The organism is Psychrobacter raelei (assembly GCF_022631235.3).
GTDB classification, from domain to species: domain Bacteria; phylum Pseudomonadota; class Gammaproteobacteria; order Pseudomonadales; family Moraxellaceae; genus Psychrobacter; species Psychrobacter raelei.
The window spans coordinates 2,253,749-2,280,080 of the sequence record NZ_CP093310.2; the positions used below are offsets into that span (position 1 = coordinate 2,253,749).

Here is a 26,332-nt window from a genome sequence, read left to right on the forward strand (position 1 = left end):
GACATACCTCTTTTATCACTTATTTTATCACTTGCTTGCCCTAAGCTTACCGCCACTGCTCTACAAATAAGGATCCTACATGATTGCAGCCTCCCTTGTTCAACCCAGTCTCATGTTACAAGCGACCATCTTTTTAGGTGCCGCCTTGTTATTGGTACCTTTGGGCAAGCGGCTGCATATCTCAACTGTACTGGGTTATCTGATTACTGGCTTGCTGCTGGGTCCGAGTGTGTTTGATGTGGCCGGTGATGCCGAAAGCTTAATGCACTTTTCTGAGTTTGGGGTGGTCATGCTGTTGTTCGTCATCGGACTTGAGCTGCAGCCCTCACGGCTTTGGGCACTGCGTCACTCGATTTTTGTGTTCGGGGGCTTGCAAGTTGGGGTGACAGGCTTATTGTTAATGGGGCTGCTGTATGAATTTAGCAGCTTAAAATTAGACACCGCCTTTATTGTCGGCTTTGGTCTGGCGTTGTCTTCTACTGCCTTTGTGCTACAAGTATTGACCGAAAAGGAGCAACTGTCGAGCACCCATGGACGCGAAGCCTTTACCATCTTATTGTTCCAAGACATTGCGGTTATTCCTCTGCTGGCTGCCATTCCCTTCTTATCTGGGGTGCGTGAGCAGACTTATGACTTAATTTATTTTGGTAAAGTGGTGGCAGTGTTTGGCGGCTTATTCTTAGTCAGCCGTTATGTTGTACGCCCTTTTTTCAAGTTCGTGGCCTTAAGTGGTGCCAATGAGCTGCTGACCGCCGTGGCGCTATTTATTGTCATGGGCGTGTCTATTTTGATGGGGCAGATTGGCTTATCTATGGCATTGGGTGCTTTTTTGACCGGTGTACTACTGGCCGACTCTGAATACCGCCATGAGCTTGAAGCCAGTATTGAGCCTTTTAAAGGCTTGCTGCTGGGTCTATTTTTTATGTCCGTTGGTATGCTCACCGACGTCAAACTTATCTTGGCGCACCCCGCTTTTATCATTGGCGCGGCCATTGCCTTAATGGTGATTAAATTTGGGGTGATTACCATTATTGCCCGCTTATTAGGCAACCGCTTACCAACCAGTATTCGTCTGGGGGTGACTTTGGCTCAAGGCGGTGAGTTTGCTTTTGTGTTATTTAGCACGGCGGCCAATTCAAACGTACTGCGTCCAGAGCATGCCAATCTACTGACTTTGATTGTGACCATCTCTATGGCACTGACCCCTATTGGATTTATGCTGCTTGAAAAATTCGGTGAGCCCAGATTTGATAAAGGTCAGCCAGACCGTGAATATGACAGCATCCCTGACCATGAGCATCCGGTAATTATCGCAGGCTTTGGCCGTGTCGGACAAATTATCGGCCGCGTACTGCGCATGCATAATATCGAATTTACCGCCATTGAAAGCTCAGCCAACCAAGTGGATTTCGTGCGTAAGTTTGGTAACCAAGTTTATTATGGTAACCCGCAAAATCCGCAAATCTTGCGTACTGCCGGTATTGAGAAGGCACGCCTGTTTATCATTGCCATTGATGATATCGAGCGCTCTATTGCCACTGCCCGCTACTTGCATACCAATTATCCGCATCTTCAAATCCTAGTACGTGCGCGTAACCGGGCCCATTTTTACCGTTTGCGAGAGATTGGTATTACTCACATTTGGCGCGAAACCTACTTATCCTCGCTAGATATGTCACGTGAGTCGCTTGAGCTGCTTGGTATTTCTCCTCAAAAAGCGCGCGAGACCATCACCGCCTTTCGTGATTATGATGACAAACTGTTGGCACAGCAGCAGGCCATTTATGAAGATGAGGCCAAGATGATTGCCTCAGTACAGTCCTCTATGATGGAGCTTGAAAGCTTATTTGACTCTGATCATTCAGAGGGCAAAAAGCTGGACTTAAATGAAATAGAAACCGCAGTGGGCATTCATAAATCCAGCTCTTAGCAGGCCAGGTTGTCTGATTTTCAACTGGGTTTATTTAGCTGCTTTGACATATCGCAGGGCGCTGCTTGTCATTTAAAGTACTGATGCATTGCCATTTGCCCTGCTTATCGGCTGAGGGACGATACATAATAAAGCGCTGCCCATTAAGATTGCGATTGGGAAATGGCACCCCAGTGAGACTGGCCATCAATACGCAGCTACTGGATTTATTACCCAAGGCCGGGGTCTGCGCGACTACTTCAAAACGGATATTTTGTGCCATGCTGTCAACAGACATCCCGACCGGGCACTGGCCTTGGGCTTGATAAGCGGCTTCCACTTGGGCAGTGGCGACTCGGGTAAGCCCAAAGCTTTCTTGAATAATGCCTGTGGCTTTAGGCTTGGCATATAAGGGCAAAAACTGCTGCTGGATAACGGTTATTAGGAATAAAAACAGCCCAAAAGAGGCCGCCAGACCAACCACACTAACGCCGCCCTCCTTTTTTAAATGCGCTTTTTGCTGCTCAGGGGCTCGAGGATAATCCTCTAATACATCCGCAATCTCTCGGCGCGCCATACGATAATAATAAGCATCGGCCCAGCGTGCGACCATCACTGACCAAAAAATCCAAATCGCCAACGCAATGAAAGCCCGCACCCCCATCTGATAGCCATGCGCCACAAGCGGCATAAACATATATTCAAAGGCAACCAACACAATAACCACATTAAGCTGAATAAAAGACCAGCCCGCTACGGTATATACGATACAATCCAAATAGCGCTTGCGATACAGCAGCCATCCAAAGGTGGCAATAAATGCCGCCCAGTTCCATTTGGGCGACAAATAGCCTTGCTCATCAAACTGAGCAAAGCGTTTTAAATAATAAGCTTGCGATCGCTTACCAATGAACCATTTATCCAGCTGAGTACGCTGCTCAGCACTAAGCTTAGGCTGATAAAATGGCGGTGGCGAGGTCTCTTCAATAAACAACATACCGGCTAAGCCTTGTATAAACATCTATCATGCTAAGTACACGCAAACTATCGAGGTTTGCGCATCGTTTTATAGGGAGATAACCGTTATAATACGCCAAAATGACTGATTTTTTTAGCCAGGCTGTGGTTTTTCAACCGTCTTTGCCTGCTGCTAATATCTTTACTCTTATAACGCCAATAGTGGACGATTTTTTTAATATGAGCGCTGAGACTACCCCAAACACCCCAAATATAGACAACTCACAAACCTCTGAAGCCAATGACGCCGCCTACCCGCGCCTCATCAAAACCTTTATGAAGCGCCGTACCCACCTTAACAAAAATGCCGAGCAAGCCCTAACTGATCCTGTTTATGCCAAGTATATCGTCAATACGATGGATGACAGAGGCCAAGGCCTTATTGAGGACATCACAGACTTGCGCGCTTTATTTGCTGATACGCAACAAACCCCTAACGGCCCAGATGCACCGCTGACCTTTGAGATTGGGTTTGGTATGGGGGGATCACTGATTGAGATGGCCAAAGCTGATCCCACGCGTAACTTCGTGGGCATTGAAGTGCATGAGCCGGGTATCGGTAAATGTGCCTTTACCGCTGACGAGGAAGGTCTAAGTAACCTTAAGATTATCAACGGTGATGCCATCGCCCTAATGCAGCAGCTGCCTGAGAATCATATTGACCGTATTCAGCTGTACTTCCCCGATCCATGGCAAAAAAAGCGCCATTATAAACGCCGCTTTGTAAGCCCCAAGCGCATGCAAATTGTCACCCGAGTACTTAAAACCGGTGGCTGGTTCCATACGGCAACAGACTGGGAGCATTATGCGTTTTGGATGTTAGAGGTACTCGATAACTTTGAGGGGCTGACCAATACGGCAGGCGAAGGTAACTTTACGCCGCGCCCTGACTTTCGTCCTTTGACCAAATTTGAAAAACGTGGCATCGATAGAGGTCATGGGGTATGGGATTTGATCTACACTAAAGACTAATACGCCATCGTTTTTAACCCATAAACAAAAAAAACAATTCACTTTTAGTATTGTCATCATCGTGAAACATCTGCCAAAAATAGTCCTTAACAGCCTTGAAAATACTGGTTTTTTATATTTTTTGGCAGATTTATTAATTTTTTGTAGCGCCATGCCATTTTTTCCAAACTTTGATAAGTTGCTTGTAAGCTATGCCAGACAAGGGCGTGCGGACTTTTCCCCATATGCTGTGGATAACTCTGTGGATAACTGGGTGTTTGACAACTGATACCCTAGAGCCATTAGGGCTTTAGGTAAAATTGTTCATTTTTTATACAGTTATTTTTTACATAAAAATCAAATACTTATGTAGATAATTGTTTTTATGCTGTTCTAATCAAATTTTTTGGGCGCAAAATGTATAAAATAAGTTAATGTTTCACAGCTTGACCCATGGGTCTTTTTTTCTCTGTGGATAACTGGCTATTTTAGCGTTTGTCCGGTTGACTTTTTTCAGCGTATCAGCTTTGTGCGTTATTGGCTAATGATGATTAACTCGCTATTAAAAGCGGGTTAACTGACCTTTAAAACCGTAGGTTTTATTATTTCAATTGGCTTTAGGTATTGCTATGCATTGGCATGCATTGTTATGTTTTGATCAGTATGGCAGATATTGGAGTTTAGTACTCCCAGTTAGCTTGAGTGTTAGCACAAGGCTTAATTAAGGCTTTTTTATGAAATTACGAATTCTAAGTGTCGGCAGTAAAATGCCTAAATGGATTGATACTGGGTTTAATGAGTATCACAAACGTATTCAGCCGATGTTGACTACCGAAATGGTCGATTTGGCCGCTGCAAAACGCGCCAAAAACCCCTCAGAAGCCAATCTAGCGCAGTATCGTGAGCAGGAAGGAAAAGCCATTTTGGCCACCCATCAAAGTAACTCACGTGAGAAGCTTTGGGTGCTCGACGTTAAGGGTAAGATGCTATCGACCGAACAGTTAGCCGATAAGCTCAGTGAAGCGATGCAAGTTGGTGACGATGTGGCATTGGTGATTGGCGGTGCTGATGGGGTGTCACCTGAGGTACTGGCCGCAGCGGACTTTAAGTGGTCATTATCACCATTAACCCTGCCCCATCCCTTGGTACGTGTGGTATTGATGGAGCAGCTTTATCGAGCAATGAGTATCAATAACAATCACCCTTATCACCGCGGTAATTAGCACTCAAAGAGCGCACGATCAAGGTAATGTATGGCAAACATCACCTCAACTTTAAAAAATGCTGCCCGCCCCCATAATTAGCTTATGACACATTCAAATCGTACCCACAGCTCAACCTTTAGCCCAGTGACTGCCATCACAAGGCTCACAAGCTTTGAGCCAGTCACTAACAGTCACAAGCCAAAAGTGCGTTCTATGCAAGCGCTGGCCACATTGCCGGCGCTATTTATTTCGCATGGGGCGCCTACCTTTGCGCTTGAAAAAAGCGCCACCACAAATGCGCTGGCGCGTACTGGGCAAAACCTACCCAAACCCAAAGCTATTGTGATTATGTCAGCACACTGGGTCACTCAAACCCTTGAGATTGCCAGTAACCCTACACCGCAGACCTGGCATGATTTCTCAGGGTTTAGTCATGAGCTTAATCGCATTGAATACCCTGCTTTAGGCCATCCTGAGCTGGCCGAGTCGCTATCAAATCAGCTTAATAAAATGGGCGTCATCAACAGTCTTAATCCACTGCGACCTTTAGATCACGGGGTATGGGTACCACTTCTTCATCTATATCCAGAAGCTGATGTGCCCATTGTGCAGCTGTCATTACCCAAGCACTTCGACGCTTATGCCTGTTATCAATTGGGCATCTTGTTTGAGCAGCTTCGCCATGAGCAAATCTTAGTAATTGGTTCTGGCAGTATCACCCATAATCTGGCGGCCTTAAGTTGGAACGCTTCTAGTGAAGATGCCAGTGCCAAAGCCTTTAAAGTCTGGCTACTGCACCAGTTAAAGACGGACATTCCGTCGGCTTTAGATTGGCAGCAGTTCGCTCAAGTGGAGCAGGTTCACCCCAGTGCTGAGCATTTACTGCCCCTATTTTTTGCGCTGGGCTGCGGCCAACGGGTCTCGGTCATTCATGAAAGCATGTCACATCATAGCTTAGGCATGGATATGTACCGTTTTGATTAAACCCTGCCGGACAAGACACCCCCAGCGGCGTCATTTTTGTTAAAATAGACGGTTTTTATTGCCCCATTGTTATTTTAATAACTGCCATTTTTAATTGTTTAAGCCTTTTAGGACACCCTTATGACTGATGCCTCAGCAGATGCTTTAACCTCACCCTCTAACAGTGGCGCAAGCCAAGATACTTCTCAGCAAAACGCAGTGGTACTTCTCTCAGGCGGGCTAGACTCTGTCACTTGCTTATACTGGGCAAAAGCGCGCTATGCCAAAGTCACGGCTGTGAGTTTTAACTATGGTCAACGTCATAACAGTGAATTGGTCGCAGCCAAAAGCATCGCTAGCCAAGCTGGCGTCAATCATAAAATCATCGATATCGATATTGCGCAGTTAGGCGGCTCTTCATTAACTGACCATGATATGACCGTTCCAGATGGCGATGCGGACAAATTCCCAACGCATACCGATGACATCGACAACCAAGCCATCCCGAACACCTATGTCCCTGCGCGCAACACCATATTTTTATCCTACGCGCTAGCTGTCGCAGAGGTTACCGATGCCAACCACATCGTCATTGGCGTAAGCTCAGTCGACTATTCAGGCTATCCAGATTGTCGCCCTGAATATATCGAAGCCTTTGAAGTGATGGCAAACTTAGCCACCAAAGCGGGAGTGACCGGCCACAAACTACACATCCAGACACCACTACAAAAGCTTAGCAAAGCACAGACCATTCAGCTCGGCAACTCATTGGGTGTAGACTACTCGCAAACCATTTCGTGTTACAAAGCTGACAGCGAAGGCCGAGCTTGCGGTATCTGTGACAGCTGCACTCTGCGCAAAAGAGGCTTTAGTGATGCCGGATTGGCCGACCCTACCCGTTATGCCGGCTAATAAAATGGCTTTATCGCATTGGCGTTGGCCGTTATGTAACGGCCTAGTAACATTTATTTGCAACTGGATAGCAAAATTCATTATCAATCTCACTATGAGCTTGGTAAGGTATGCTGTTAGATTAGCTAGGCATAAGACCAAGCGGATTGCGGTCTTTATGCTGCAGTTATGTTATAAAAATTTAAGCAAAGAGGGTGTTGTACTGGCTAATCTTTCTTAAAACTGCGCTTTCTTTTAATACTACCTGTTGCCCTCAAAGGATTTTCGTTTATGATGTTTATCACAAAAAAAGTATTGCCTCTGTTCGCGCTTGGCGCTTCTGCGGCTATGTTTATCACGCCAGCTCAAGCCTTAGATATCAAGCAAGATCAAATTGATCAGTGCGTCAAAGGTACAGTAAGTTATAAAGTAGCGGACAATGCCACAGCCAAAAAATTATGCAGCTGCACCGTCAATGTGCGCAGTAAAATGACTTTGGGTCAAATGTGGGAAATTGAGAGCTACGCACAAAGTGGTAAAGACCCCTCAAAGTTGTCTTATGCCAAAAACATGCAAAATGAATTACAACAGTGCACCAAAGGCTTAAAGCTTAATCCCCCTCAAAAACCAAAAGCGTAGTCTTTAAAGGCTAAGTCTTTATGGGCATAGCCTTTAGGGCTTTAATGCGCAGCTAAGCTGTGGATCATTTTTTGACTATTGACCTGTTTTAATTAGGCTGACCTATGTCAGCCTTTTTTTATACCTTAAAGGTTTACTTAACGCTTACACGCGACGCTTTGAGTCATTACTCAATCTTAGGTAAACTACTCTAAAAACAATAACTGCCTTTTAGATTAATAAATGTAGATGAATAAATTCATTTAAGTAAATAAGGAAAACAAAATGGCCAAACCCACTGACGAAATGATTACCCTACCTAACTTCCCAATGCCTATGGTACAAAGCATAGATGATGACATGGTAGAGAGCGAAGTAGTACTTGATCAGTTTGTTGAGAATATGGAGAAAGGCTTAATTATTTACTTCTATCCACGTGATAATACGCCCGGATGTACCACTCAGGCGACTGACTTTACCGCCAAACTTAGTGAATTTGATGCGCTTGGCTACGAGGTTATCGGGGTGTCTAGAGACAGTATTGAATCGCATAAGAAATTTATCGAAAAACACCATCTTCAAATTGCGCTCATCAGTGATACAGATGAAAATCTTTGCCAGCACTTCGATGTGATTAAAGAAAAAAATATGTATGGCAAAAAAACTCTAGGCCTGGTGCGCTCTGCTTTTGTGTTTGATAAAAATGGCACACTGACCCACGCTCAGCGTAATTTGCGTGCTAAGGACTATGCCGATAGACTTCTTGACACCTTATCGTAATGGTTATCTTAAATACCTTGTTTAAGCACAATGCAGTCTTTATAAAAATCTAAGGTATTACCTGTGTTTGCGGCATAGCCTCCATAAATTATTTATAACCTAATACAAGGATTATCATGACAAAACCTGCAATAGACTCTCAAAAATCCATTCGTTATGTTGATGCTGCTGTGATTGGTGCAGGTACGGCAGGCCATAATGCTTATCGTCAGATTAGCAAGGTAACAGACAATGTGGTCATCATTAACGAAGGTATCTGGTCAACAACTTGTACCACCATGGGCTGTATGCCCAGCAAGCTGTTAATTGCAGCTGCAGATAGAGCGCATCACGCCAACCATTCAGAAGAATTCGGTATTGAAGGCCAAGCTATCATCAATGGCAAACAAGTCATGAAACGGGTGCAGTCAGAAAGAGATCGCTTCTCAAGCTTTGCGCTTAAAAATGTCGAGAGTTGGGATGAGAATAATAAAATCTATGGCCGAGCTGTGTTCTTAGAAGATGGCCTGATCGAAGCACATACCTCAACCGGCGAGACGCTATACATAAAGGCGGAGCATATTATTATTGCCACTGGCTCCAAACCTTTTGTGCCAGAAGGTTGGAAGCTAACTTTGGGCGATGCCCTTATCACCTCAGATACAATTTTTGAGCTACCCGATTTGCCAAAGTCGATGGCGGTCGTGGGTGCCGGTGCTATCGGCCTAGAGTTGGCACAAGCCATGAGCCGATTAGGCGTTGAGGTGGCTGTTTTTAATCGCAGCGAAAATGTCGGCGGTATCAAAGATGAGATTGTCAATCAAAAAGCAATAGACTGCTTTTCAAAACAGCTGGATTTGCGTCTGGCCACCAACATCCAGAGCGTATCGCGTGATGACAGTGCCAATAGCGCTCAGGCCATCATTAACTACACCGATGCCCAAGGTAATAGCCAAACTTGGCAAGGTGAAAAAGTTCTAGTAGCTACTGGCCGCCACAATACGTTAGATACTTTCGGCGTCGAGCACTTAGGGGTGCGTTTGGATGATAAAAATCGTCCGCAAGACATGGACACCATCACCGGCAGGATCAAAGATACCAATGTTTATATCGTTGGCGATGCCAATGCTTATATGCCCTTATTGCATGTCTCAAGTAATGAAGGTTATTTATCTGGCAAAGAGGTAGCGCTAAAGATCTCAGGGCTATCAGATAAAGTTAGTATGAGTGATGCCATTGAACACGACCCTGACAGTTCAAAAAACAGCACTCTTTTAAATGATATTGCCCCTGATAAATCACAAACTGTCACCACCCCCATGTCGGTTATATTTACCTCGCCTCAAATTATGTCGGTTGGACAGACTATAGATGAGATTGAAAAATCTGGCGAAGCTTATGTGGTGGGAGAGGTAAGCTTTGACAATCAAGGTCGTAGCCGTGTGATGGGCGTGAACTGCGGATTATTACGTATTTATAGCGCTGCCAACACCGGTCTTGTATTAGGCGCAAGTATGGTAGGGCCTGATGCTGAATATCTTGCCCATATTTTGGCGACCGCCATTACTAATAAAGTAGATATTGATGGCTTACTAGACAGCCCCTTCTACCACCCCACGATACTTGAAGGCCTACGCACTGCACTGCGTAATGTCGCCGCTAAGCTAAGAGCCTACCAAGCCTAGTATAATAAACACGTATTGTGCTATTCTTGACTTCCTCCCCTCGCTAAACCGAGGGGATTCCTACAGCTAGACGGTCAAGCCCGACCGCAAGGATGTTCTTAGCAGCATTAATATCTCTATCATGCCATGTGCCACACTCAGCACACCTCCATCCTCTTATTCCAAGTCCCGCTCTACCTTTCGGACTACTATCACTTATTTTAAGACAGTGCGAACAGGTTTGGGTAGTGTAACTCTCATTTACTATCTCAAGCTGACAACCTGCATACTTGCATTTATAGTCCAGTTGTCTTTTGAGTTCAAACCATCCTGCATCGTATGTTGATTTAGCTAGGTTGGTTTTTTTACTAGTGAATGAGCGTGATTTAACATCACCAACCACAATCAAGGTATTATCCTTAACTAATTGGGTGGTGAATTTGTGTATGGCATCTAATCTTGAGTTTTTGATTTTGGCGTGGATTGCTTTCACCCGCTGTTTGTTTTTCGCTCTTTGAGCTATTGCAAGCTTTTTAGCCCACTTTTGCGTTTGTTTGGTTGTCAGCTTGTCACCGTTTGAGGTGGTAGCAGATTCCTTTAAGCCTAAGTCAATACCAACGCTGCCTTTGCCACTTGCTTGTCTAGGAAAGTCTTTGACGGTAATACAGGCATACCAACGATGACGGCTGTCTTGCACTATCTCAAGCGTATTAATTTGATACAAAGACAAATTGTAGCTATCAAATACGTCTATGATTACCTTTTGACCTTTACAGAGCGATAGCTGTATGGTTGATTTCAGTGCCTTTTTGCCTGTCTGTCTTGTATGTAGATACTTGATAGCAGACTTTTTAAAAGGTATCCAACCAAGCGATTTGCGTTTGGCATCGGGTCGGTTGGTGCGCCAATTAAGTTTGGCTTTTTTAAATTGTTTACGAGATTTGGCATGAGTCTCGTTAATGGCTTGCAAAGTTTGCGAGTGCAAGCCTAAATACTCACCACTGCCTTTGGTGTATTGGCTTAAATCATAGGCCGAAAAGTACTTACCTGTGCGTCTTAAATGCTCAAAGCTTAACGCATTAACATAGTTCCACGCATAGTTAACACTCCCAGCTAGTTTGTTTAGCTGGTTTACGTGTTTGTCTTTGATGCGTAGCTTGAGGGTTTTCATAGGGTTAGTATGGCGAGGTTAATTTTAACTTGCAATACTTTAAGTACTAATCACGACAGTGTGTGTCGCCTTATATCCACCCCCTGAAGTAGGTGGTTTTAAGGCGACCGGTGATAAAGACACTCTAACTATAGGGTGTTTTTTTATAGCAGGGTATTTTGTATAGCAGGATGTTTTTATAGATAGTGCATAAGCGCATCGCAAGATGGTCTCAACTTATCTCATTTTGTTGTATATTACTACTTTAAAACCAAGAATCCTAACTGCTCCAAATACTCACGATTTATAGGAAGTGCAATGGCAAAAGAGACCGGCTCAAAGATTAGCGCATTTTTTCAAGAAATTATGCACGACTTATATTCGAGCTTATATCTTGCCATCGGTGGTGATCTAGAAGAAGAGACCCATGACTGGGCATCACGTGGTGCTGAACTGGCCAGTACCACCATTAAGATTATTATCCTACTGGCTATTCTTGGCTGTCTATATTGGCTGTTTATCTATATGATTAAACACAATAAAGAGCGGTTAAAGCTTAGCGACAAGCGTATGAGTATTGCCCGCTCCACCATCCGCTACATTTGGGTGGTCAGCTGCCTTATAGCGGTAATGAGTCAGATTAATATTGAGCCATCCACTGTCAAAGCCACAGCCAAGGCCAGTATTTGGGCCGGTATCTATTATGTGCTATGGACCTCCTCTGAGCAGGTGATTAGCCGTGTGCTTAAGCATTACGGCCTCAATGCCTCTATTGAGCAATTGCTTAAAAATGTATTTTCTGTGCTTATTGTGGTATTAGGTCTGGCCAGCGTCATGGCACAGTTTGGTTTCGATATTGTCTCCTTGGTTGCAGGTTTAGGTATTGTCGGTTTGGCAGTGGGTTTTGCGGCGCAGTCTACGATTGCTAACTTTATTTCAGGTATTACCATCTTGCTTGAACAGTCCTTTCAGGTCGGTGACTGGATTAGTCTTGGTGATAAAGAAGGACGTGTGATTGTTATCTCCTTGCGTACGACTCATATTTTAACCCGGGATAACATTACAATTATCATCCCCAATGCGACAGTCGCCTCATCCGAGGTGACTAACTTAACCTCCAAAAACTTTATTCGTTTTGATATTCAAGCTCGCATTGCCCTAGAAGCAGATATAGAAGCGGCACGCCAAGTCATTCTTAATGTTATCAGTGATATGGATAACATTCTTAAACGCCCTGAGCCGTCTGCTACCATTGATCATATTAGTGATTTTGGTGCGGTATTTATTGTGCGTTTTTGGGTCACGCCAGCAGCAGTACCACGTATTCCGCGTATTAAAGAGGCGCTACATGAGCAAATCAAAACTCAGCTACAAGCGGCAGATATTGCTATCCCCTATCCGCATATGCGCATCTTAATGCCCAAAGATGTGGATTATCCCATTGATACCAAGCCCTTCGAGGTCACCACCCATATCAGCGATAAAAAATAGCACAGCACATCAGTACAAAACAACGTGTCATGACCTCTAAATAAAGGCAGGGAGGTTTTGCCCAAATGGGTGAAAAGTATGTCAACGGACAGATTAATTTGCAGTGCCTTGCCAGCGATTGTGTTAAAATCACTGACCATAAATACTGGTTTAAATCACCACACCCCTTATAACAACCTCTTAGCTTAACTCATACTTTAAATCTGCATCCTCTCGTCAATTCAATATCATTGAATGGGCTGGTGCATGACTAAGCAACACAAACGTAAAGGCCACCTATGTCCACCCCTACATCCGAAAATACCCCCTTAACCACCAACGCAACAGACGATACTCCATCCAGCACACGCTATGATATTGTTATCACTTGTGCCGACGGCTTAGAAGCACCTTTGCAAACAGAGCTGAGTCACATGGATATCGTCAGTGACATCAAAAGTACGGGGCGTCTGAGTGTCTCGGCCACGTTAGAGCAGGTGTATCGTATATGTCTGTGGTCACGTGTCGCCTCACGGGTATTACTACCACTCAAAAAGCGTAATATTAATAAAGAATACGATGTTGCTGAGCAGCTAAATGGCCTTGCAAAGACCATTGATTGGACCCAGTGGTTTGGGCTCGATAATACCTTTGCGATTCGCATGAGCGTTGATAAAAGAGTTCAAGTGAGCCAGCAGTTTGCGATGCTGCGTATCAAAGATGCCATTGCCGATACATTCACCGAGAAGCTCGATGCCCGCCCTGATGTTGACAGCAATCATCCAGATTTTCCGATTTATGCCACGGTGAATGACAAACAGGCAGAGATTTTTTTAGACTTATCGGGTACCAGCTTGCACCGCCGTGGCTACCGTGTCGCCATGACAGATGCACCGCTAAAAGAGAACTTAGCTGCAGGCCTACTGTACAGCGTGGGCTGGCATAAAACCAAAAACAGCTACAGCGCTCTCATTGACCCGATGTGTGGCTCAGGTACCTTTATTATCGAAGCGCTACTGATGCAGTGCGACTATGCGGTGGGCATCGATAAAGCAGAATCACAATTTGGTTTTTATCACTGGCATGAGCACAACTCTGAGCTGTGGCAGCAGTGTGTCAATGAGGCACAACAGCGCTTTCATACGGGCTTAGAAAAAGCCGCCTCAGGTAAATTGCCAACGATTATGGGCTTCGATGCTGATGCTGGCGCGATTAAAGCCACCCACAAAAACTTAATTGCCGCAGGCCTTATTGAGATTATTCCACATTTGACCTTAGAGCAGCGTCCGCTGTCACAGCTAAAGATAGCTTTGGCCAAACCGCTATTAGACCGTAAGCTAAAACGTCCTTTGGTGATTACCAACCCGCCTTATGGCGAGCGTTTGGGCGAAAGTGACTTTATTAAGCCCTTGTATCAAGGCCTAGGTTTGACTTTAAAAGAGATTTTTGCCAAACAAAAATATCAACCTATTCTGGGTCTGCTTGCCGCTCATGTCGAACAAGCTGACGTGCTGCCTATTGAAGACCCGCAAACTTTGCGCTGTCATAATGGCGCCATTACCGTGTATTTCCGTCATGGTCAGCTGATCCGCAAAGAGGGCGAAAGCCTAATCACCCGCTTTGAGAAAACCGAAATTAAAGTGGATGAAGCGCAAGATTTCGTCAACCGTCTTCAAAAGAATGTGAACCATCTAAAAAAACTGGCTGCCAAAGAAGATGTGACCAACTTGCGTGTTTATGATGCAGATTTGCCCGACTATAAAGTGGCCATTGATGTTTATGGCGACTATGTCCATGTGCAAGAGTGGGCTCCGCCGAAGAGTATTCCACCAGAAACTGCTCGCAAACGCTTTAATCTTGCGCTCATGGGTATCCGTGAAGTGTTTGGCATCAACCGAGAGCAAATCTTTATCAAGACCCGTGCTCGACAAGTGGGTAACACTCAATATGGCAACCCTGAAGCCAGCGCTCAATCTAAAGAGTCAAAAAATGCCCCAGAGCTTAAAAAGGACAACCGCAATCGCTATAAAGGCAATAAGTTTCAGCAAGCCCGTGAAGAGGCCAAGCGCCAAGAAGCTCAGCGTCTGGCACAAAAGAAACGTAAAATGCATGTGGTGCAAGAAGACGGCGCTTACTTTTATGTTAACTTCACCGATTATCTAGATACCGGCCTGTTTATTGACCACAGAAATATGCGTAGTATGATTCGCTCTGCTAGCCGCGGTGCGGATGTATTAAACTTATTTGCTTATACCTGTACTGCCAGTGTTCACGCCGCACTTGGCGGGGCAAAATCAGTGACCAGTGTCGATTTATCGCAAAACTATCTGGACTGGGGCAAACAAAACTTTGCGCTAAATGGTCTAGATGTGACCACCAGCCGTTATCAGTTTATTGCCTCTGATATCTTTGACTGGATTAAAGACAATACCGATCAGTTTGATGTGATATTTATCGATCCACCAACGTTCTCAAACTCAAAGAAGTTCCAAGGGACATTTGATGTGCAACGTGACCACACAGCACTGATTAACCGTGCCATGAACCGTTTGGCTAATGGTGGTGTGATTTACTTCTCTAATAACTTTACTAAGTTTGAGTTAGATGAAACGCTGTATGATCGTTATGAAGTCACTGAGATTACCAGTGAAACCATTGGTTTTGACTTTAATCCCAAAAAGCCAATTCACCACAGTTTTGAGATTCGTCATAAGCTTTAAAAATTGGTGATAGCACTTTACACATAAATAAAGCCCCGTTAGTTAGCTAGCGGGGCTTCTTTAGCTTTGTGATGACCATATCTGTTATTCATGCGATTATATTTGTTTTAATAATAATGTATTCTAGGCTCATTGCTATGATTCGCTAGGAATACTTTTATGAGTAACGCACCTCCGCCACAGCGCTTATTTATTCGAACCTATGGTCAGCAGCCAAAGGGGCATAGTCACCGCCATCTGCAAATCACTATTCCTCTCACCGGCACCATCAACATGATAATGAACGATGAGGTGCTTAACGTTCATTATGGTGAAGCAGTGATTATACCTAGCCACATGTTCCATCAGTTTAAGGCACAAGAGGATTTTCGTTTTCTGGTCATGGACTTACCTCAAACGCTCAATCTGAATCATTTCCTACGAAATAATTCTCAAGGCATCAATGACAACTATCAAGCTAATAACTATAAAAATAGTGATTTACACATTCCTCTTGATGAGAAGACACTGTTGTTTATACAGTTTATTGAAAAACAATTAACCACTGCTGGCAATACTACAATTGAAGCGCTTATGCTTGAACTATTAACTGAACTCATTAGCTCTCTCGATAGGCCTTACCGTCCAGACTCTCGGATTACCAAAGTCATTAACAGAATAGACCAAGATATTGCAGCCCCTCATTGCATTGCATCTTTGGCAGAGGTTGCCTGCCTCAGTCCTAGCCAATTTAAGGCTGTGTTTAAGCACCAACTGGGATGTTTGCCAAATGATTATATTACCGAAAAACGTATGCAAAAAGCACTAGGACTTATCTTAGATACAGATTTGCCAATCGCTATTATTGCCGAACAATGTGGTTATCGTAGTGTACCTGCCTTTATAAGACGATTTAAACAAACATACAATCAAACGCCTAATAAAATGCGTATCAATTCATAGCACAAATGGGTTTTAATTTGTCTAATTATTACTTTTTAGATTCACCATAAATCATAATTAACCCACCTAACGTTACTAACAAAAGGCCTGATAATTTATAAACATCAATTTGTCTAATTTCAAGCCCAAACAGACCTGTTTGGCTTAGAATTATCGCAAAATACATCTGTCCAAGAAATACCCATAATAGCGTATTACCCGATCCTATCTTTGGTGCAGCAATAAACATAAATAAAATATAAAGACTACCAAGAAACCCTGGAGACCACATCCACCAACTTGCATTTGCGACCTCTGGAGGTTTAATACCACCACTTATAAGATACGACATTATTAACGAGGCAGCTGTACCACCAAGATACAAATAGAAAGTAGCTTGAATTTGTGAAGCTTGGGTGCTTTCTCTAAAAGCATTTACAATGGCGAGTTGTAGCGGCACAATAGCGCCACCTAATAAACTGATAATCACATAAGGTAAAATATTCATAACTTAACGCCTGTGCGGTTACTTTATAAAAAAGTATGCCGATACAGGCGAAAATAAAGCAAGAAAACTACCTTTTTGGGATATAAAACAAGCCGTTCAGGTAATAAAGTAATATCTTTCCTAAAAATAACTTAGCGCTGTCAAAATCATTTAACATACGAGATGTATAGTTCTCACTCGGTTTTCTTGCTATGTTAATTTTTAGATTCGGTATAAGCGTTACGATAGTTAAAGATAAACCCCCATCGTCACTCTATCATTGCCGCCATAATCTTGAACGGTCTTAACCTGTGTATAGCCAAAGTCAGTGAATATTTGACGCAACGCCTCGCCTTGGTCATAGCCATGCTCAACCGCTAACAGACCGCCACTTACCAAATAGCCTCTCGCCTGCTCAGCTATCTGCCTAATATCAGCCAGCCCATTATCAGGCGCAACCAAAGCCGATAACGGCTCAGCTTTAAGCTTGTCTAGGTGCTCATCATTGTCAACGATATAAGGCGGATTGGAGACGATGACATCGAAGCGTGGCGACTCTTTATTTGTATTATCTGCCTCTAATGCGCTAAACCAATCGCTTTGGATAAACTCAATATTGGTGATGTTATTTAAAGCCGCATTGCGTCTAGCAACCTCTAAAGCAGGGTTAGAGTAATCAATCGCGGTCACTTGCCACTGACTGGCTGTATGATTGGGCGCTAACATTTGCAGCTCATGCGCAACACTAATGGCGATACAGCCTGAGCCTGTGCCTAAGTCCAATAACCGCTTGGGCAACTTGTTGGCATCATTGATATCATCGGCATCATCGTTCTGAACTTGGGCATAATGCGTATCAATCCAAGCTAATACCTGCTCTATCAACACCTCCGTATCTGGTCTTGGTATGAGTGTGTGCTCATTAACGAAGAAGTCTAGCGACCAAAATGCTTGCTTGCCAGTCAGATAAGCCAGCGGTGTGCCAAAGTGCATCTGCTCGATACCAGACTCAAAATGCGCTTGCTCAGCGTCAGTAAGCTTATACTCTGCATCAGTAATCAAAAATGAGGCAGGCTTTTGTAACACATATAGTAGCCAGTCAGCGACCCAGTGTTCAGGCAAATCACCGTAATCATTTTTTTTCATTTGGCTGATGCTCAACCGCTGCTGTGCCGTCATTGCTATCCTACCTTGGGTTATTTTTTGCTTTCAGGCTGAGTGTTGGCAGTATCATCAAGCGCCAGCTGACTGGCTGCTACATCGTCGCCATAAATGTCATCATTGCCGCCAATCACGATATACTTATCTACCAAATAGATCAGCACTAAAATCGGAATACCAATAACAAAGGTAAAGGTAAAGAAGAACGGCCAGCTGGTCGCCTCTACAATAGAGCCTGAATAGCCACCCATTACCTTAGGAATTAGGGTCATAATCGATGAAAAAATCGCGTACTGAACCGCCGTAAATTTAATCGAGGTTAACGCCGATAAGAAGGCAATAAACACCATACTGGCAAAGCCTGATGCCAAGTTATCGACAATGACCGCAAAATACATATACTCAACACTGCCTTGATGGTAAGTCAGTAAGATGAATAACAAGTTGGTAGAGGACGCCAAGATAGCACCGAGCATCATCACCTGCATGATGCGCATTCTTTGAGCCAACATACCGCCTAAGAAGCCGCCGACAATCGCCATAATAACCCCAACTAACTTCACCGCATCGGCGATTTGGGTTTTATCAAAGCCCATCTCTTGATAAAACACGTTTGAGATGACGCCAGCGACGATATCTGAGATACGATACAGGCCAATTAGTGCCAAAAGTAGCAAGGCCTTTTTGCCATAGCGGCGGAAAAAATCTAAGATAGGATTAATCCAAGTGGCCATCGCCACTTCTTTTTTGACCAGGCCCACTTTTACCAACAATAAACCGCTGATAATTGCCAATCCTAAGCTTGCCAATAAGCGAAGTGTGGCGATTAAAAAGGCCGCCAGCGCATCTTCGAACTCAGGAAGTACTTTACCAATAAGGTTATAACCGGCCACGAATACCACCACGGATAGTACAAATACCAATACCAATCTGAGATAGTCGTTTTTGGACTCGGTCACAGTGGGCGCTTTATTAATAATTTTTGGCTGATTGATAAACAAAAACAGCAATAACAAAGGTGCAGCCGCGATGGCCACAGCAAAATAGTTATTTAGTAGCGGATAAACCGTTTTAGGCACCAACACCATACTGCTACCTGACAGTCTGTTATACAAGGTTTCTATTAAATACGGCAGCCCAATTAAAGTACCTGGTACCAATAAAATGGCCGAGTAAATAGAGAACAGCTTGAGGTTAAGCTGTTGTTTTTTGATCTGTAAAATCTCAGCGGTCGGCTCGTAGCCGGCAAAGGTCGTCAGTAAAGGTAGGGTCATGATCAGCGCCATAACATAGTAAGTATTACGCCATGCCTCATAGCTATATGCCGTTTCAGTAGAGCCAAAGTATACGGCCAGATATAAAGATCCAGCACCGGCGACAATCATACCGATGCGGTAGCCGGTAACATAGATAGAGGACAATACCGGCTGCATTTCAGGCGGGGCAAGCTCAATACGGTACGCATCAATGACGATATCTTGCGTTGCTGCGGAGAATCCTAAAAGTACGGATCCTGCTGCCATTAAATGCAGCACATTGACCTCAGCAGGGTTGACGCTGGCCATCAAATAAATGGCCAAAATAATCAGCAACTGCGCGACCACCATCCATGCTCGGCGACGCCCTAACCAGTTGGTCAGTATTGGTACAGGGATTGCATCAATAAGCGGCGCCCAGATGAATTTAAACGCATAGCCAAGACCTGCCCAACTAAACATGGTGATGATACTCAGATCCACACCTGCTTCATTCAGCCAAAGCCCCAAGCTTGAGAAAATCAGCATAATGGGCAAGCCGGCGGCGAACCCTAAAAAGAACATAATAAGGACGCGCAGGTCTTTAAAAGCCTTTAAAGAGTCAATCCAAGATTTTTTGGCAGGGGACAACTCAGCTTTTGAGCTGCGTTTAGTAGGGGTCGATACAGACATAGCAGACCTATAGTTATAAAATCAGAAAACCGTTATGTTACTTTAGAATGGCAGGCTTGACTAGCCGTATCGTATTGCGCGTACAATACAGTCGGCAGTTGGTGCACTGAAACTGGGCATATGTTACCAAATAGCGGTATAATGTTTGGGTTAAATGGTGTGCCCTCTTTATAATAAATTAAGTTAATAAATTCAGCTGATAGCTTTGGCTTATTGTGCAGGCTCTTTATATGTTTAGTAGGCTAAATTTGCTTTGGCCACTGACGTGTTTTGAGTGAGCTTTTTAAGTGTTGCTGAAGTGATATAGGAAAAATTTATGGCCATTGATGTCATCGTCAATCAAAGACATTTACAAATTCAGCTTAAACAGTTAGAGACGGTATGGCATACCGTAATTAATGGCTATAACTTAAGCCAAGCGGCGCAAGTGCTACATACTAGCCAATCAAGCCTGTCAAAGCACATCTCCGCTTTAGAAAACCAATTAAAAGCCGAAGTCTTCGTGCGCCAAGGCAAGCGCTTAACCGGACTGACCCCTGTCGGTGAAGCGCTACTGCCCCATATTGAGGCAATTTTTACCGAAATTCGCACCATTGAGAATATCAGCCTTGATTACAACAACCCACAGACTGGTACACTAACCCTAGCCACCACCCATACCCAAGCACGCTATGTACTGCCAGATATTATCAAGCAGTTTAAGCAGCAGTTCCCTAAGGTGCAGCTGGTGCTACAGCAAGCCGATCCGCAAACGATTGCCAATATGGTCATTCGAGGTCAAGCCGATATCGGTATTGCTACTGAAGCACTGCTACAAAACTCTTATCTACGCTGCTACCGTTATTATGATTGGTCTCACCGTGTTATCGTGCCTAAAGACCATGAACTGGCAGAATTAGACAGTATTGATTTGCCGACTCTTGCCAGCTATCCTTTGGTCACCTATCACGGCGGCTTCACAGGTCGCAGTGCCATTGATAAGACCTTCCACGATGCCGGTCTTGAGCCTGAAATTGTCCTTGCTGCTCTCGATGCCGATGTGATTAGTACCTATGTTGGGGCAGGCCTTGGTGTGGGTATTATTGCTGAAATGGCCTTTGAGCCTGGTCATTACCAGAATCTGACTGCCATTCCTGTTGATCATTTTGGCCGCTTTACCAGTTGGATTGCGGTGCGAGATGACGCTGAGATTCGCCACTTTGGGCAGGCATTTATTCAGCTTTGCCAACAGCAATTTAGCAGCTAACTGCTCTTTGAAAACCCTCGGTTGATATCAAACTTGCGTTGACTCACAACCTTAATTTTCTTTTCATTGATACACGCTTTTTACTCTTGCACCTTGATGGCGCAAGAGTTTTTTTGCTTTTTGTAACTGCTAATAGCCGCCGTGATAAACTAGCAACAGCTTTAAGCAAGCTATCTTTACATTAGATACTTTATTGTTAGATCCCTTCCCTCTATCTATGCTTTATAAGTAATTTAAGCCTTCAAGGACAGAAGGATCACTTAGGCGATAAGCCGACTTTGATTTTTGTTAATCATATTCACGCATAAGGTAACCTCTCATGCAAAAATTTCTGGCTATTTTGATGGCATTGTTTGCGCTGCCCTTGCTTATTGGCGGCGGCTACTTGCTATCCTTAGGAGGCAGCCCCTATTATGTGATCGCGGGCATAATGATGCTACTGACCGCATGGCTACTGCTAAAAAGACATTGGGGGGCTTATGCCCTCTATAGCCTGTTTATCATTGGCTCAGTTATTTGGGCGGTATGGGAAGCAGGCTTTTATTGGTGGGCGTTGGCCACGCGCCTAGGCTTCCCACTTATCTTCGGTCTACTCATGCTGCTGCCTTGGGTCGCTAAGAAGATGGGAGATCATAAATCCAAAATCTTGACTGCGCCTGCCGGCAACACCCTGCATACCCCCTCAAGCACAGGTGCCGCTCAAGTACAGCCGCCTGTATCCCAGCCGCTGACTTCTGCGCCAGCCGATACCGATAATAAGGGTAACCCACTTTATTATTGGGGCTTATTGGCATCAGTAGTGGCCGGTGCTGCGGTATCTTTTGGTAGTATGGCCAACAATCCCACTGACAAATTGGGCCGCTTAGATCTAAATACCAGTACGTCAGACACTACAGCCAACTTAGGCGACGCCTTATCGAACGGTCAACAGACCCCTGAAGGAGATTGGAGTGCTTATGGCCGTACCGATTATGGTCAGCGCTATTCACCCCTGAGTCAAATTAATACCGAAAACGTCAAAAATCTAGAAGTGGCTTGGCAGATCCAAACCGATGATGTCAAAGGCCCTAAAGATATCGGTGAAACCACATATCAAGCCACACCACTGAAGATTGGCAATGCGCTATATCTATGTACCCCTCACAACTGGGTAATGGCACTAGATGCGGATACGGGTGAGAGTCTATGGACCTTTGATCCTAAGGTGGGTGAAAACCAAAAGCGCCAGCACCAAACGTGTCGCGGCGTCTCTTTTTATGCCGGCTCACAATCGCCAGTGAATGCCATTCAAGCTTCAGCCGCCACCTCGGCTAACAATACGACACTTACAGCGCAAAAAATCGAGGGCAATACCTTTAATAATGCGCCTGTGCAGTGTGATGCTCGCATCTTTATTCCTACCTCAGATGCTAAGCTTTATGCACTAAATCCTGAGACCGGACAACGCTGTGCAGACTTTGGCGATAACGGCGCGCTTGATTTGATGCACAATATGCCATTTAAACAAGCCGGTTTTTATTACTCAACGTCACCACCTGTTGTGGCCGGTAACCTGGTTATCGTAGCCGGTGCAGTCAATGACAACTATGATATTAACTCACCTTCTGGTGTTATCCGTGCTTATGATGTGCGTACAGGTGAGCTTAAGTGGAACTGGGACTCTGGTAACCCACAACAAACTGCGCCGCTGGATGTCAACGATCCCAATCAAGTGTACAAGACCAGTTCACCCAACTCTTGGTCTATTGCCACAGCTGATGAAAAGTTAGGCTTGGCTTATTTCCCAATGGGTAACCGTACCCCTGATCAGTTAGGTGTTTATCGCACCTCTGAAGAAGAAAAGTATGCCACCTCTGTGGTTGCCTTAGATCTAAAAACCGGACAAGCACGCTGGGTACAGCAGTTCGTACACCATGACTTGTGGGATATGGACACCCCTGCTCAGCCGACATTATTGGACTTAAAAACCGATAAAGGCGTGCAGCCTGCGCTTGTGGTTCCGACTAAGCAAGGTGATGTTTATGTGTTAAACCGTGCTACGGGTGAGCCTATCTTACCGATTAAAGAGCGCCCTGCACCGCAAGGTGACTTGATAGCAGGGGAACATGCTGCTCCCACTCAGCCTTACTCAGCACTAAGCTTTGAGCCAAAACGCTTAACTGAAAAAGACATGTGGGGGGCAAGCTTAATCGACCAAATGATGTGTCGTATTGAGTTTAATAAGCTGAACTATGAGGGCCGCTACACGCCACCTTCGCTCAATGGGACGTTGGTATATCCAGGTAACTTTGGTACCTTTAACTGGGGCAGCTTGGCGGTTGATCCAGAAAGTGGTGTCATGTTTGGTATGCCCACTTATTTGGCCTTCACCTCCAAGCTTATTCCTAAACACAGCTTAGGTGACGTGGAGACCAACAAAGGTGAGCAAGGGGTTAACGCCAACGAAGGCGCCGATTATGCCGTAGAGATGGGGCCTTTCTTATCGCCACTTGGCGTGCCTTGCCAGCAGCCACCTTGGGGCACGATTGCTGCCGCCAACTTAAGCACAGGCGACATCGCTTATCAGCGCAAAAACGGTACCGTACAAGACCTATCGCCTTTACCATTGAAGTTTGAGCTGGGTGTACCGGGTATTGGTGGTCCTATCATCACTAAAGGCGGCGTGGCCTTCTTATCAGCTGCAACTGAAAACAACTTCAGAGCTTATGACTTAGCAACCGGTGATGTGCTTTGGAACCAGCGTATACCGGCAGGTGGCCAAGCCACACCTATGACTTACTTAAACTCAAAAGGTGAGCAGATGGTGGTATTGGTAGCCGGTGGTCACGGCTCAGTCGGAACCAAAATTGGTGATTATGTGATTGCATATAAACTGGCCAAATAAACCTGCTCAATCAACATATTTACTTGGTTAATGTTACTTGGTTAATTTAATTGGTTAATAACGATATAAAAATAAGGTGCCCTAGGGTGCCTTATTTTTTTGGATCGTACTGTTACAATACCCCAAGATGAAGCCTAGATTAATGATGGCACTGATGTGTTAAGTAGCCTTGTTATTAGTTTATTAATATTCAACCGGTCTACTTGAAACTTAAGCAGCCAAGGCTCATATCAACCATTAGCACACCATCAAAAAATTTATTAATAAGCAATAAATAAACTCTTTTGCTTCTGCTTAAGGCTTTATTGACTCTGCTAATGGATGACTTATGAGCGCAACTCCTTTATCTTTTTTAGACTTAGCCCCTATCCCTGAGGGTCAAACCACTGCTCAGGGCGTGGCTTATACCGTGGATATGGCACAAAAGGCAGAAGCCATTGGCCTAAACCGCTTTTGGATGGCAGAACATCACAATATGCCTGGTATCGCCAGTGCCGCAACGTCAGTACTGCTCTCGCATATTGGTGCTAAAACCAACAAAATCCGTATCGGCTCAGGTGGTGTCATGCTGCCAAACCACGCGCCATTGGTGATAGCTGAGCAGTTCGGTACACTGCATGCTTTATATGGGGATCGTATTGACTTGGGATTGGGCCGTGCGCCTGGCACAGATGGGGCAACCTTTCGAGCACTGCGCCGTCAGATGCACGATGCCGATCGCTTTCCACAAGATGTGCAGGAGCTGATGTTCTTTTTGGGTAGCGACTCAGACAACAGTCCGGTTCAGTCCTTCCCAGGTGCTCATAGCAAGGTGCCAGTTTGGATTTTAGGCTCCTCACTGTTTGGTGCCACCTTAGCGGCTAAGCTTGGCTTGCCTTATTCATTTGCCTCACATTTTGCGCCGCGTATGATGACGCAGGCCATTACCACGTATCGCGAAAACTTTGAACCCTCACAGTATTTGGATAAGCCGTATGTGATGCTTGCGGCCAATATGCTACTTGCAGATGATGATGCCACGGCTCGCTATCATTTTACCTCTGCACAGCAAAGCTTTGTGCGCTTACGCCGTGGTGGCCGTGGTCAAGTACCCGCGCCCGTAGAGTCGATGGACAGTATCTGGAGCGCCCCTGAAAAAGCCATGGTCGATGATGCCTTAGCGGTATCTTTTATTGGCAGTGTTGGACGCGTGCGTCCTCTATTACAGCATTTCTTGGAGGAGCATAAGCCTGATGAGCTGATGGTCACTGCTAATATTTATGATCAGCAGGCGCGCCTGCACTCTTTGGACTTGGTACCTGAGCTTGAGATTTTCGATTTAAATCCCTAAGCGTAAGTCATCAAGCATAATAGGCAAAGAAATAAAAAAGCCGATATCTACAGATATCGGCTTTTTTAATAGGTAAGGCTTAAGACTGCACATGTTAATAAACACAAAACTCTACCGTATGAAAGCCTGAGCCTACTACTCTGATGGTATGTTCACCCTTATTGTGAGTGACATAGCGATAATCATACTCGCCTTGATCAGGCAAAATTTTGCCTTTACTGTCTCTAACTGAGCGAACATCAGCGTCAGTATTAATCACCAACTCTTGATTGGCGCCCAAAAAGATCTTAAATAAACGCGTATTTTGTAAGCTACCGGTATAACTGCCACAATAGCTGCCTTTGGCAAAAGTCACCTGAGTAGTGGGCAATGCTTGCGCGGCCACAGACAGTGACACCGCCAAAGCTAATACGCTGCCTTTGATAAACCATTTTGATTTCATAGTGCCATACTCCCTGTCGCCCACTATAGTTTGATAAAATGCTGTGAAACTTTTTAAACAGTTAATTTCAGTCCTTTATATTAATTAATATAGCACTCAAGTTAGGGGCACACAATGGTTAACTGTCTTTTTTCAAAGGCGCTGTACTTTATTGCAACACACAAAATTCTACTTGGCTTTCAACGCGGCCAACCAGCTTAATAGTATGTGTACCAGAGCTCTTAGCAACGTAACGATAATTGGCACCGCCTTCATCATTAAGCAGCCGCCCTTTGCTATCGGTCACACTTTGTACATGACCATCGGTCTTCACAACTAGCGTCTGGTTAGCCGTCATTTCAACACTAAACATTCGGCCTGTGGTTAAATCACCTTGATACTGTCCACAATCACTGCCTTTGGCAAAAATCACTTCACTGGTGGGCAACGCTTGAGCAGGCAGTGCCATTAACATAGCACTCACCCAGCACACTTGAGTGCTGATTTTTTTGATCATAATCACAAATTCACTGTATACGGATTAAAACAATTGACGCGTAGGCCACAGGCGCAAAACTGTAACATTATCAATGCACAATGACAAGGTTGGCTAGCCGTTAGCTGTTATTAATGGCAT

At 44.7% G+C, this 26,332-nt stretch carries 21 protein-coding genes; 14 read left to right on the forward strand and 7 right to left on the reverse strand.

From position 1 onward, the window contains the following. Positions 1-79: 79 nt before the first annotated feature. The gene (locus MN210_RS09500) at positions 80-1,930 is read left to right on the forward strand and encodes a monovalent cation:proton antiporter-2 (CPA2) family protein (protein WP_011960978.1); all 1,851 of its coding nucleotides are present in this window, start codon (positions 80-82) and stop codon (positions 1,928-1,930) included. Positions 1,931-1,964: 34 nt separating this feature from the next. On the opposite strand, the gene MN210_RS09505 is transcribed toward MN210_RS09500, so the two are convergent. After that, complete coding sequence (locus tag MN210_RS09505) at positions 1,965-2,930, reverse strand: DUF2628 domain-containing protein (RefSeq protein ID WP_338412109.1); 966 nt, start codon at positions 2,928-2,930, stop codon at positions 1,965-1,967. 176 nt (positions 2,931-3,106) lie between these two features. Between MN210_RS09505 and trmB the strand changes: the two genes are divergently transcribed. The 7 genes from trmB (at position 3,107) to MN210_RS09540 (ending at position 9,998) form a co-directional block, all read left to right on the forward strand. Then, positions 3,107-3,898 (forward strand): tRNA (guanosine(46)-N7)-methyltransferase TrmB, encoded by a 792-nt coding sequence (trmB, locus tag MN210_RS09510; protein ID WP_338412110.1) that lies wholly within the window; start codon positions 3,107-3,109, stop codon positions 3,896-3,898. A gap of 713 nt (positions 3,899-4,611) precedes the next feature. After that, entirely contained in the window at positions 4,612-5,100 is a 489-nt protein-coding gene (gene rlmH, locus MN210_RS09515; RefSeq protein WP_011960981.1) for a 23S rRNA (pseudouridine(1915)-N(3))-methyltransferase RlmH, read from the forward strand. Positions 5,101-5,295: 195 nt separating this feature from the next. After that, on the forward strand, positions 5,296-6,066 hold the full coding sequence (locus MN210_RS09520; RefSeq protein ID WP_425605651.1) for a DODA-type extradiol aromatic ring-opening family dioxygenase: 771 nt from the start codon (positions 5,296-5,298) through the stop codon (positions 6,064-6,066). A 120-nt stretch (positions 6,067-6,186) separates the two neighbouring features. Continuing rightward, a complete protein-coding gene (queC, locus tag MN210_RS09525; protein ID WP_241878377.1) occupies positions 6,187-6,957 on the forward strand; it encodes a 7-cyano-7-deazaguanine synthase QueC in 771 nt (256 codons plus the stop codon). Positions 6,958-7,227: 270 nt separating this feature from the next. Continuing rightward, positions 7,228-7,575 (forward strand): hypothetical protein, encoded by a 348-nt coding sequence (locus MN210_RS09530; RefSeq protein ID WP_011960984.1) that lies wholly within the window; start codon positions 7,228-7,230, stop codon positions 7,573-7,575. Positions 7,576-7,839: 264 nt separating this feature from the next. Next, on the forward strand, positions 7,840-8,334 hold the full coding sequence (locus tag MN210_RS09535) for a peroxiredoxin (RefSeq protein WP_338412112.1): 495 nt from the start codon (positions 7,840-7,842) through the stop codon (positions 8,332-8,334). A 116-nt stretch (positions 8,335-8,450) separates the two neighbouring features. Then, entirely contained in the window at positions 8,451-9,998 is a 1,548-nt protein-coding gene (locus MN210_RS09540) for a dihydrolipoyl dehydrogenase (protein WP_241878380.1), read from the forward strand. Between the two features lie 43 nt (positions 9,999-10,041). Here MN210_RS09540 and MN210_RS09545 read toward each other — a convergent pair whose 3' ends face one another. Next, positions 10,042-11,148 (reverse strand): RNA-guided endonuclease InsQ/TnpB family protein, encoded by a 1,107-nt coding sequence (locus MN210_RS09545; protein ID WP_338412113.1) that lies wholly within the window; start codon positions 11,146-11,148, stop codon positions 10,042-10,044. A 297-nt stretch (positions 11,149-11,445) separates the two neighbouring features. Here MN210_RS09545 and MN210_RS09550 point away from each other — a divergent pair, with 297 nt between their 5' ends. From MN210_RS09550 to MN210_RS09560, 3 genes are all read left to right on the forward strand, one after another. After that, positions 11,446-12,618, forward strand: a complete 1,173-nt coding sequence (locus tag MN210_RS09550) for a mechanosensitive ion channel family protein (protein WP_110816832.1) — start codon at positions 11,446-11,448, stop codon at positions 12,616-12,618. Between the two features lie 278 nt (positions 12,619-12,896). Continuing rightward, a complete protein-coding gene (gene rlmKL, locus MN210_RS09555; protein WP_338412114.1) occupies positions 12,897-15,317 on the forward strand; it encodes a bifunctional 23S rRNA (guanine(2069)-N(7))-methyltransferase RlmK/23S rRNA (guanine(2445)-N(2))-methyltransferase RlmL in 2,421 nt (806 codons plus the stop codon). Positions 15,318-15,476: 159 nt separating this feature from the next. Continuing rightward, positions 15,477-16,259: an AraC family transcriptional regulator gene (locus MN210_RS09560; protein ID WP_338412115.1), complete on the forward strand. Its 783-nt coding sequence runs from the start codon at positions 15,477-15,479 to the stop codon at positions 16,257-16,259. A gap of 28 nt (positions 16,260-16,287) precedes the next feature. Here MN210_RS09560 and MN210_RS09565 read toward each other — a convergent pair whose 3' ends face one another. From MN210_RS09565 to MN210_RS09575, 3 genes are all read right to left on the reverse strand, one after another. Continuing rightward, positions 16,288-16,746 carry a DMT family transporter gene (locus MN210_RS09565; protein ID WP_110816835.1) on the reverse strand — a complete coding sequence of 153 codons (459 nt, stop codon included), beginning with the start codon at positions 16,744-16,746 and terminating at the stop codon, positions 16,288-16,290. A gap of 228 nt (positions 16,747-16,974) precedes the next feature. Next, complete coding sequence (gene prmC, locus MN210_RS09570; protein WP_338412116.1) at positions 16,975-17,904, reverse strand: peptide chain release factor N(5)-glutamine methyltransferase; 930 nt, start codon at positions 17,902-17,904, stop codon at positions 16,975-16,977. A gap of 17 nt (positions 17,905-17,921) precedes the next feature. Next, positions 17,922-19,814, reverse strand: coding sequence for an AmpG family muropeptide MFS transporter (locus MN210_RS09575; RefSeq protein ID WP_338412117.1), 1,893 nt, complete (start codon positions 19,812-19,814; stop codon positions 17,922-17,924). A gap of 316 nt (positions 19,815-20,130) precedes the next feature. Between MN210_RS09575 and MN210_RS09580 the strand changes: the two genes are divergently transcribed. The 3 genes from MN210_RS09580 to MN210_RS09590 all read left to right on the forward strand — a co-directional run bounded on the left by MN210_RS09580 (position 20,131) and on the right by MN210_RS09590 (position 25,274). Beyond that, complete coding sequence (locus MN210_RS09580; RefSeq protein WP_110816837.1) at positions 20,131-21,060, forward strand: LysR substrate-binding domain-containing protein; 930 nt, start codon at positions 20,131-20,133, stop codon at positions 21,058-21,060. 319 nt (positions 21,061-21,379) lie between these two features. Further along, entirely contained in the window at positions 21,380-23,944 is a 2,565-nt protein-coding gene (locus MN210_RS09585; protein WP_338412118.1) for a membrane-bound PQQ-dependent dehydrogenase, glucose/quinate/shikimate family, read from the forward strand. A 328-nt stretch (positions 23,945-24,272) separates the two neighbouring features. Beyond that, on the forward strand, positions 24,273-25,274 hold the full coding sequence (locus MN210_RS09590) for an LLM class flavin-dependent oxidoreductase (protein ID WP_011960993.1): 1,002 nt from the start codon (positions 24,273-24,275) through the stop codon (positions 25,272-25,274). A gap of 94 nt (positions 25,275-25,368) precedes the next feature. Here the strand turns inward: MN210_RS09590 and MN210_RS09595 are convergent, their stop codons facing one another. Together MN210_RS09595 and MN210_RS09600 are read right to left on the reverse strand one after the other, a co-directional pair. Next, complete coding sequence (locus MN210_RS09595; RefSeq protein ID WP_110816841.1) at positions 25,369-25,716, reverse strand: hypothetical protein; 348 nt, start codon at positions 25,714-25,716, stop codon at positions 25,369-25,371. A 148-nt stretch (positions 25,717-25,864) separates the two neighbouring features. Then, positions 25,865-26,212: a hypothetical protein gene (locus tag MN210_RS09600; RefSeq protein ID WP_041773343.1), complete on the reverse strand. Its 348-nt coding sequence runs from the start codon at positions 26,210-26,212 to the stop codon at positions 25,865-25,867. Positions 26,213-26,332 lie beyond the last annotated feature (120 nt).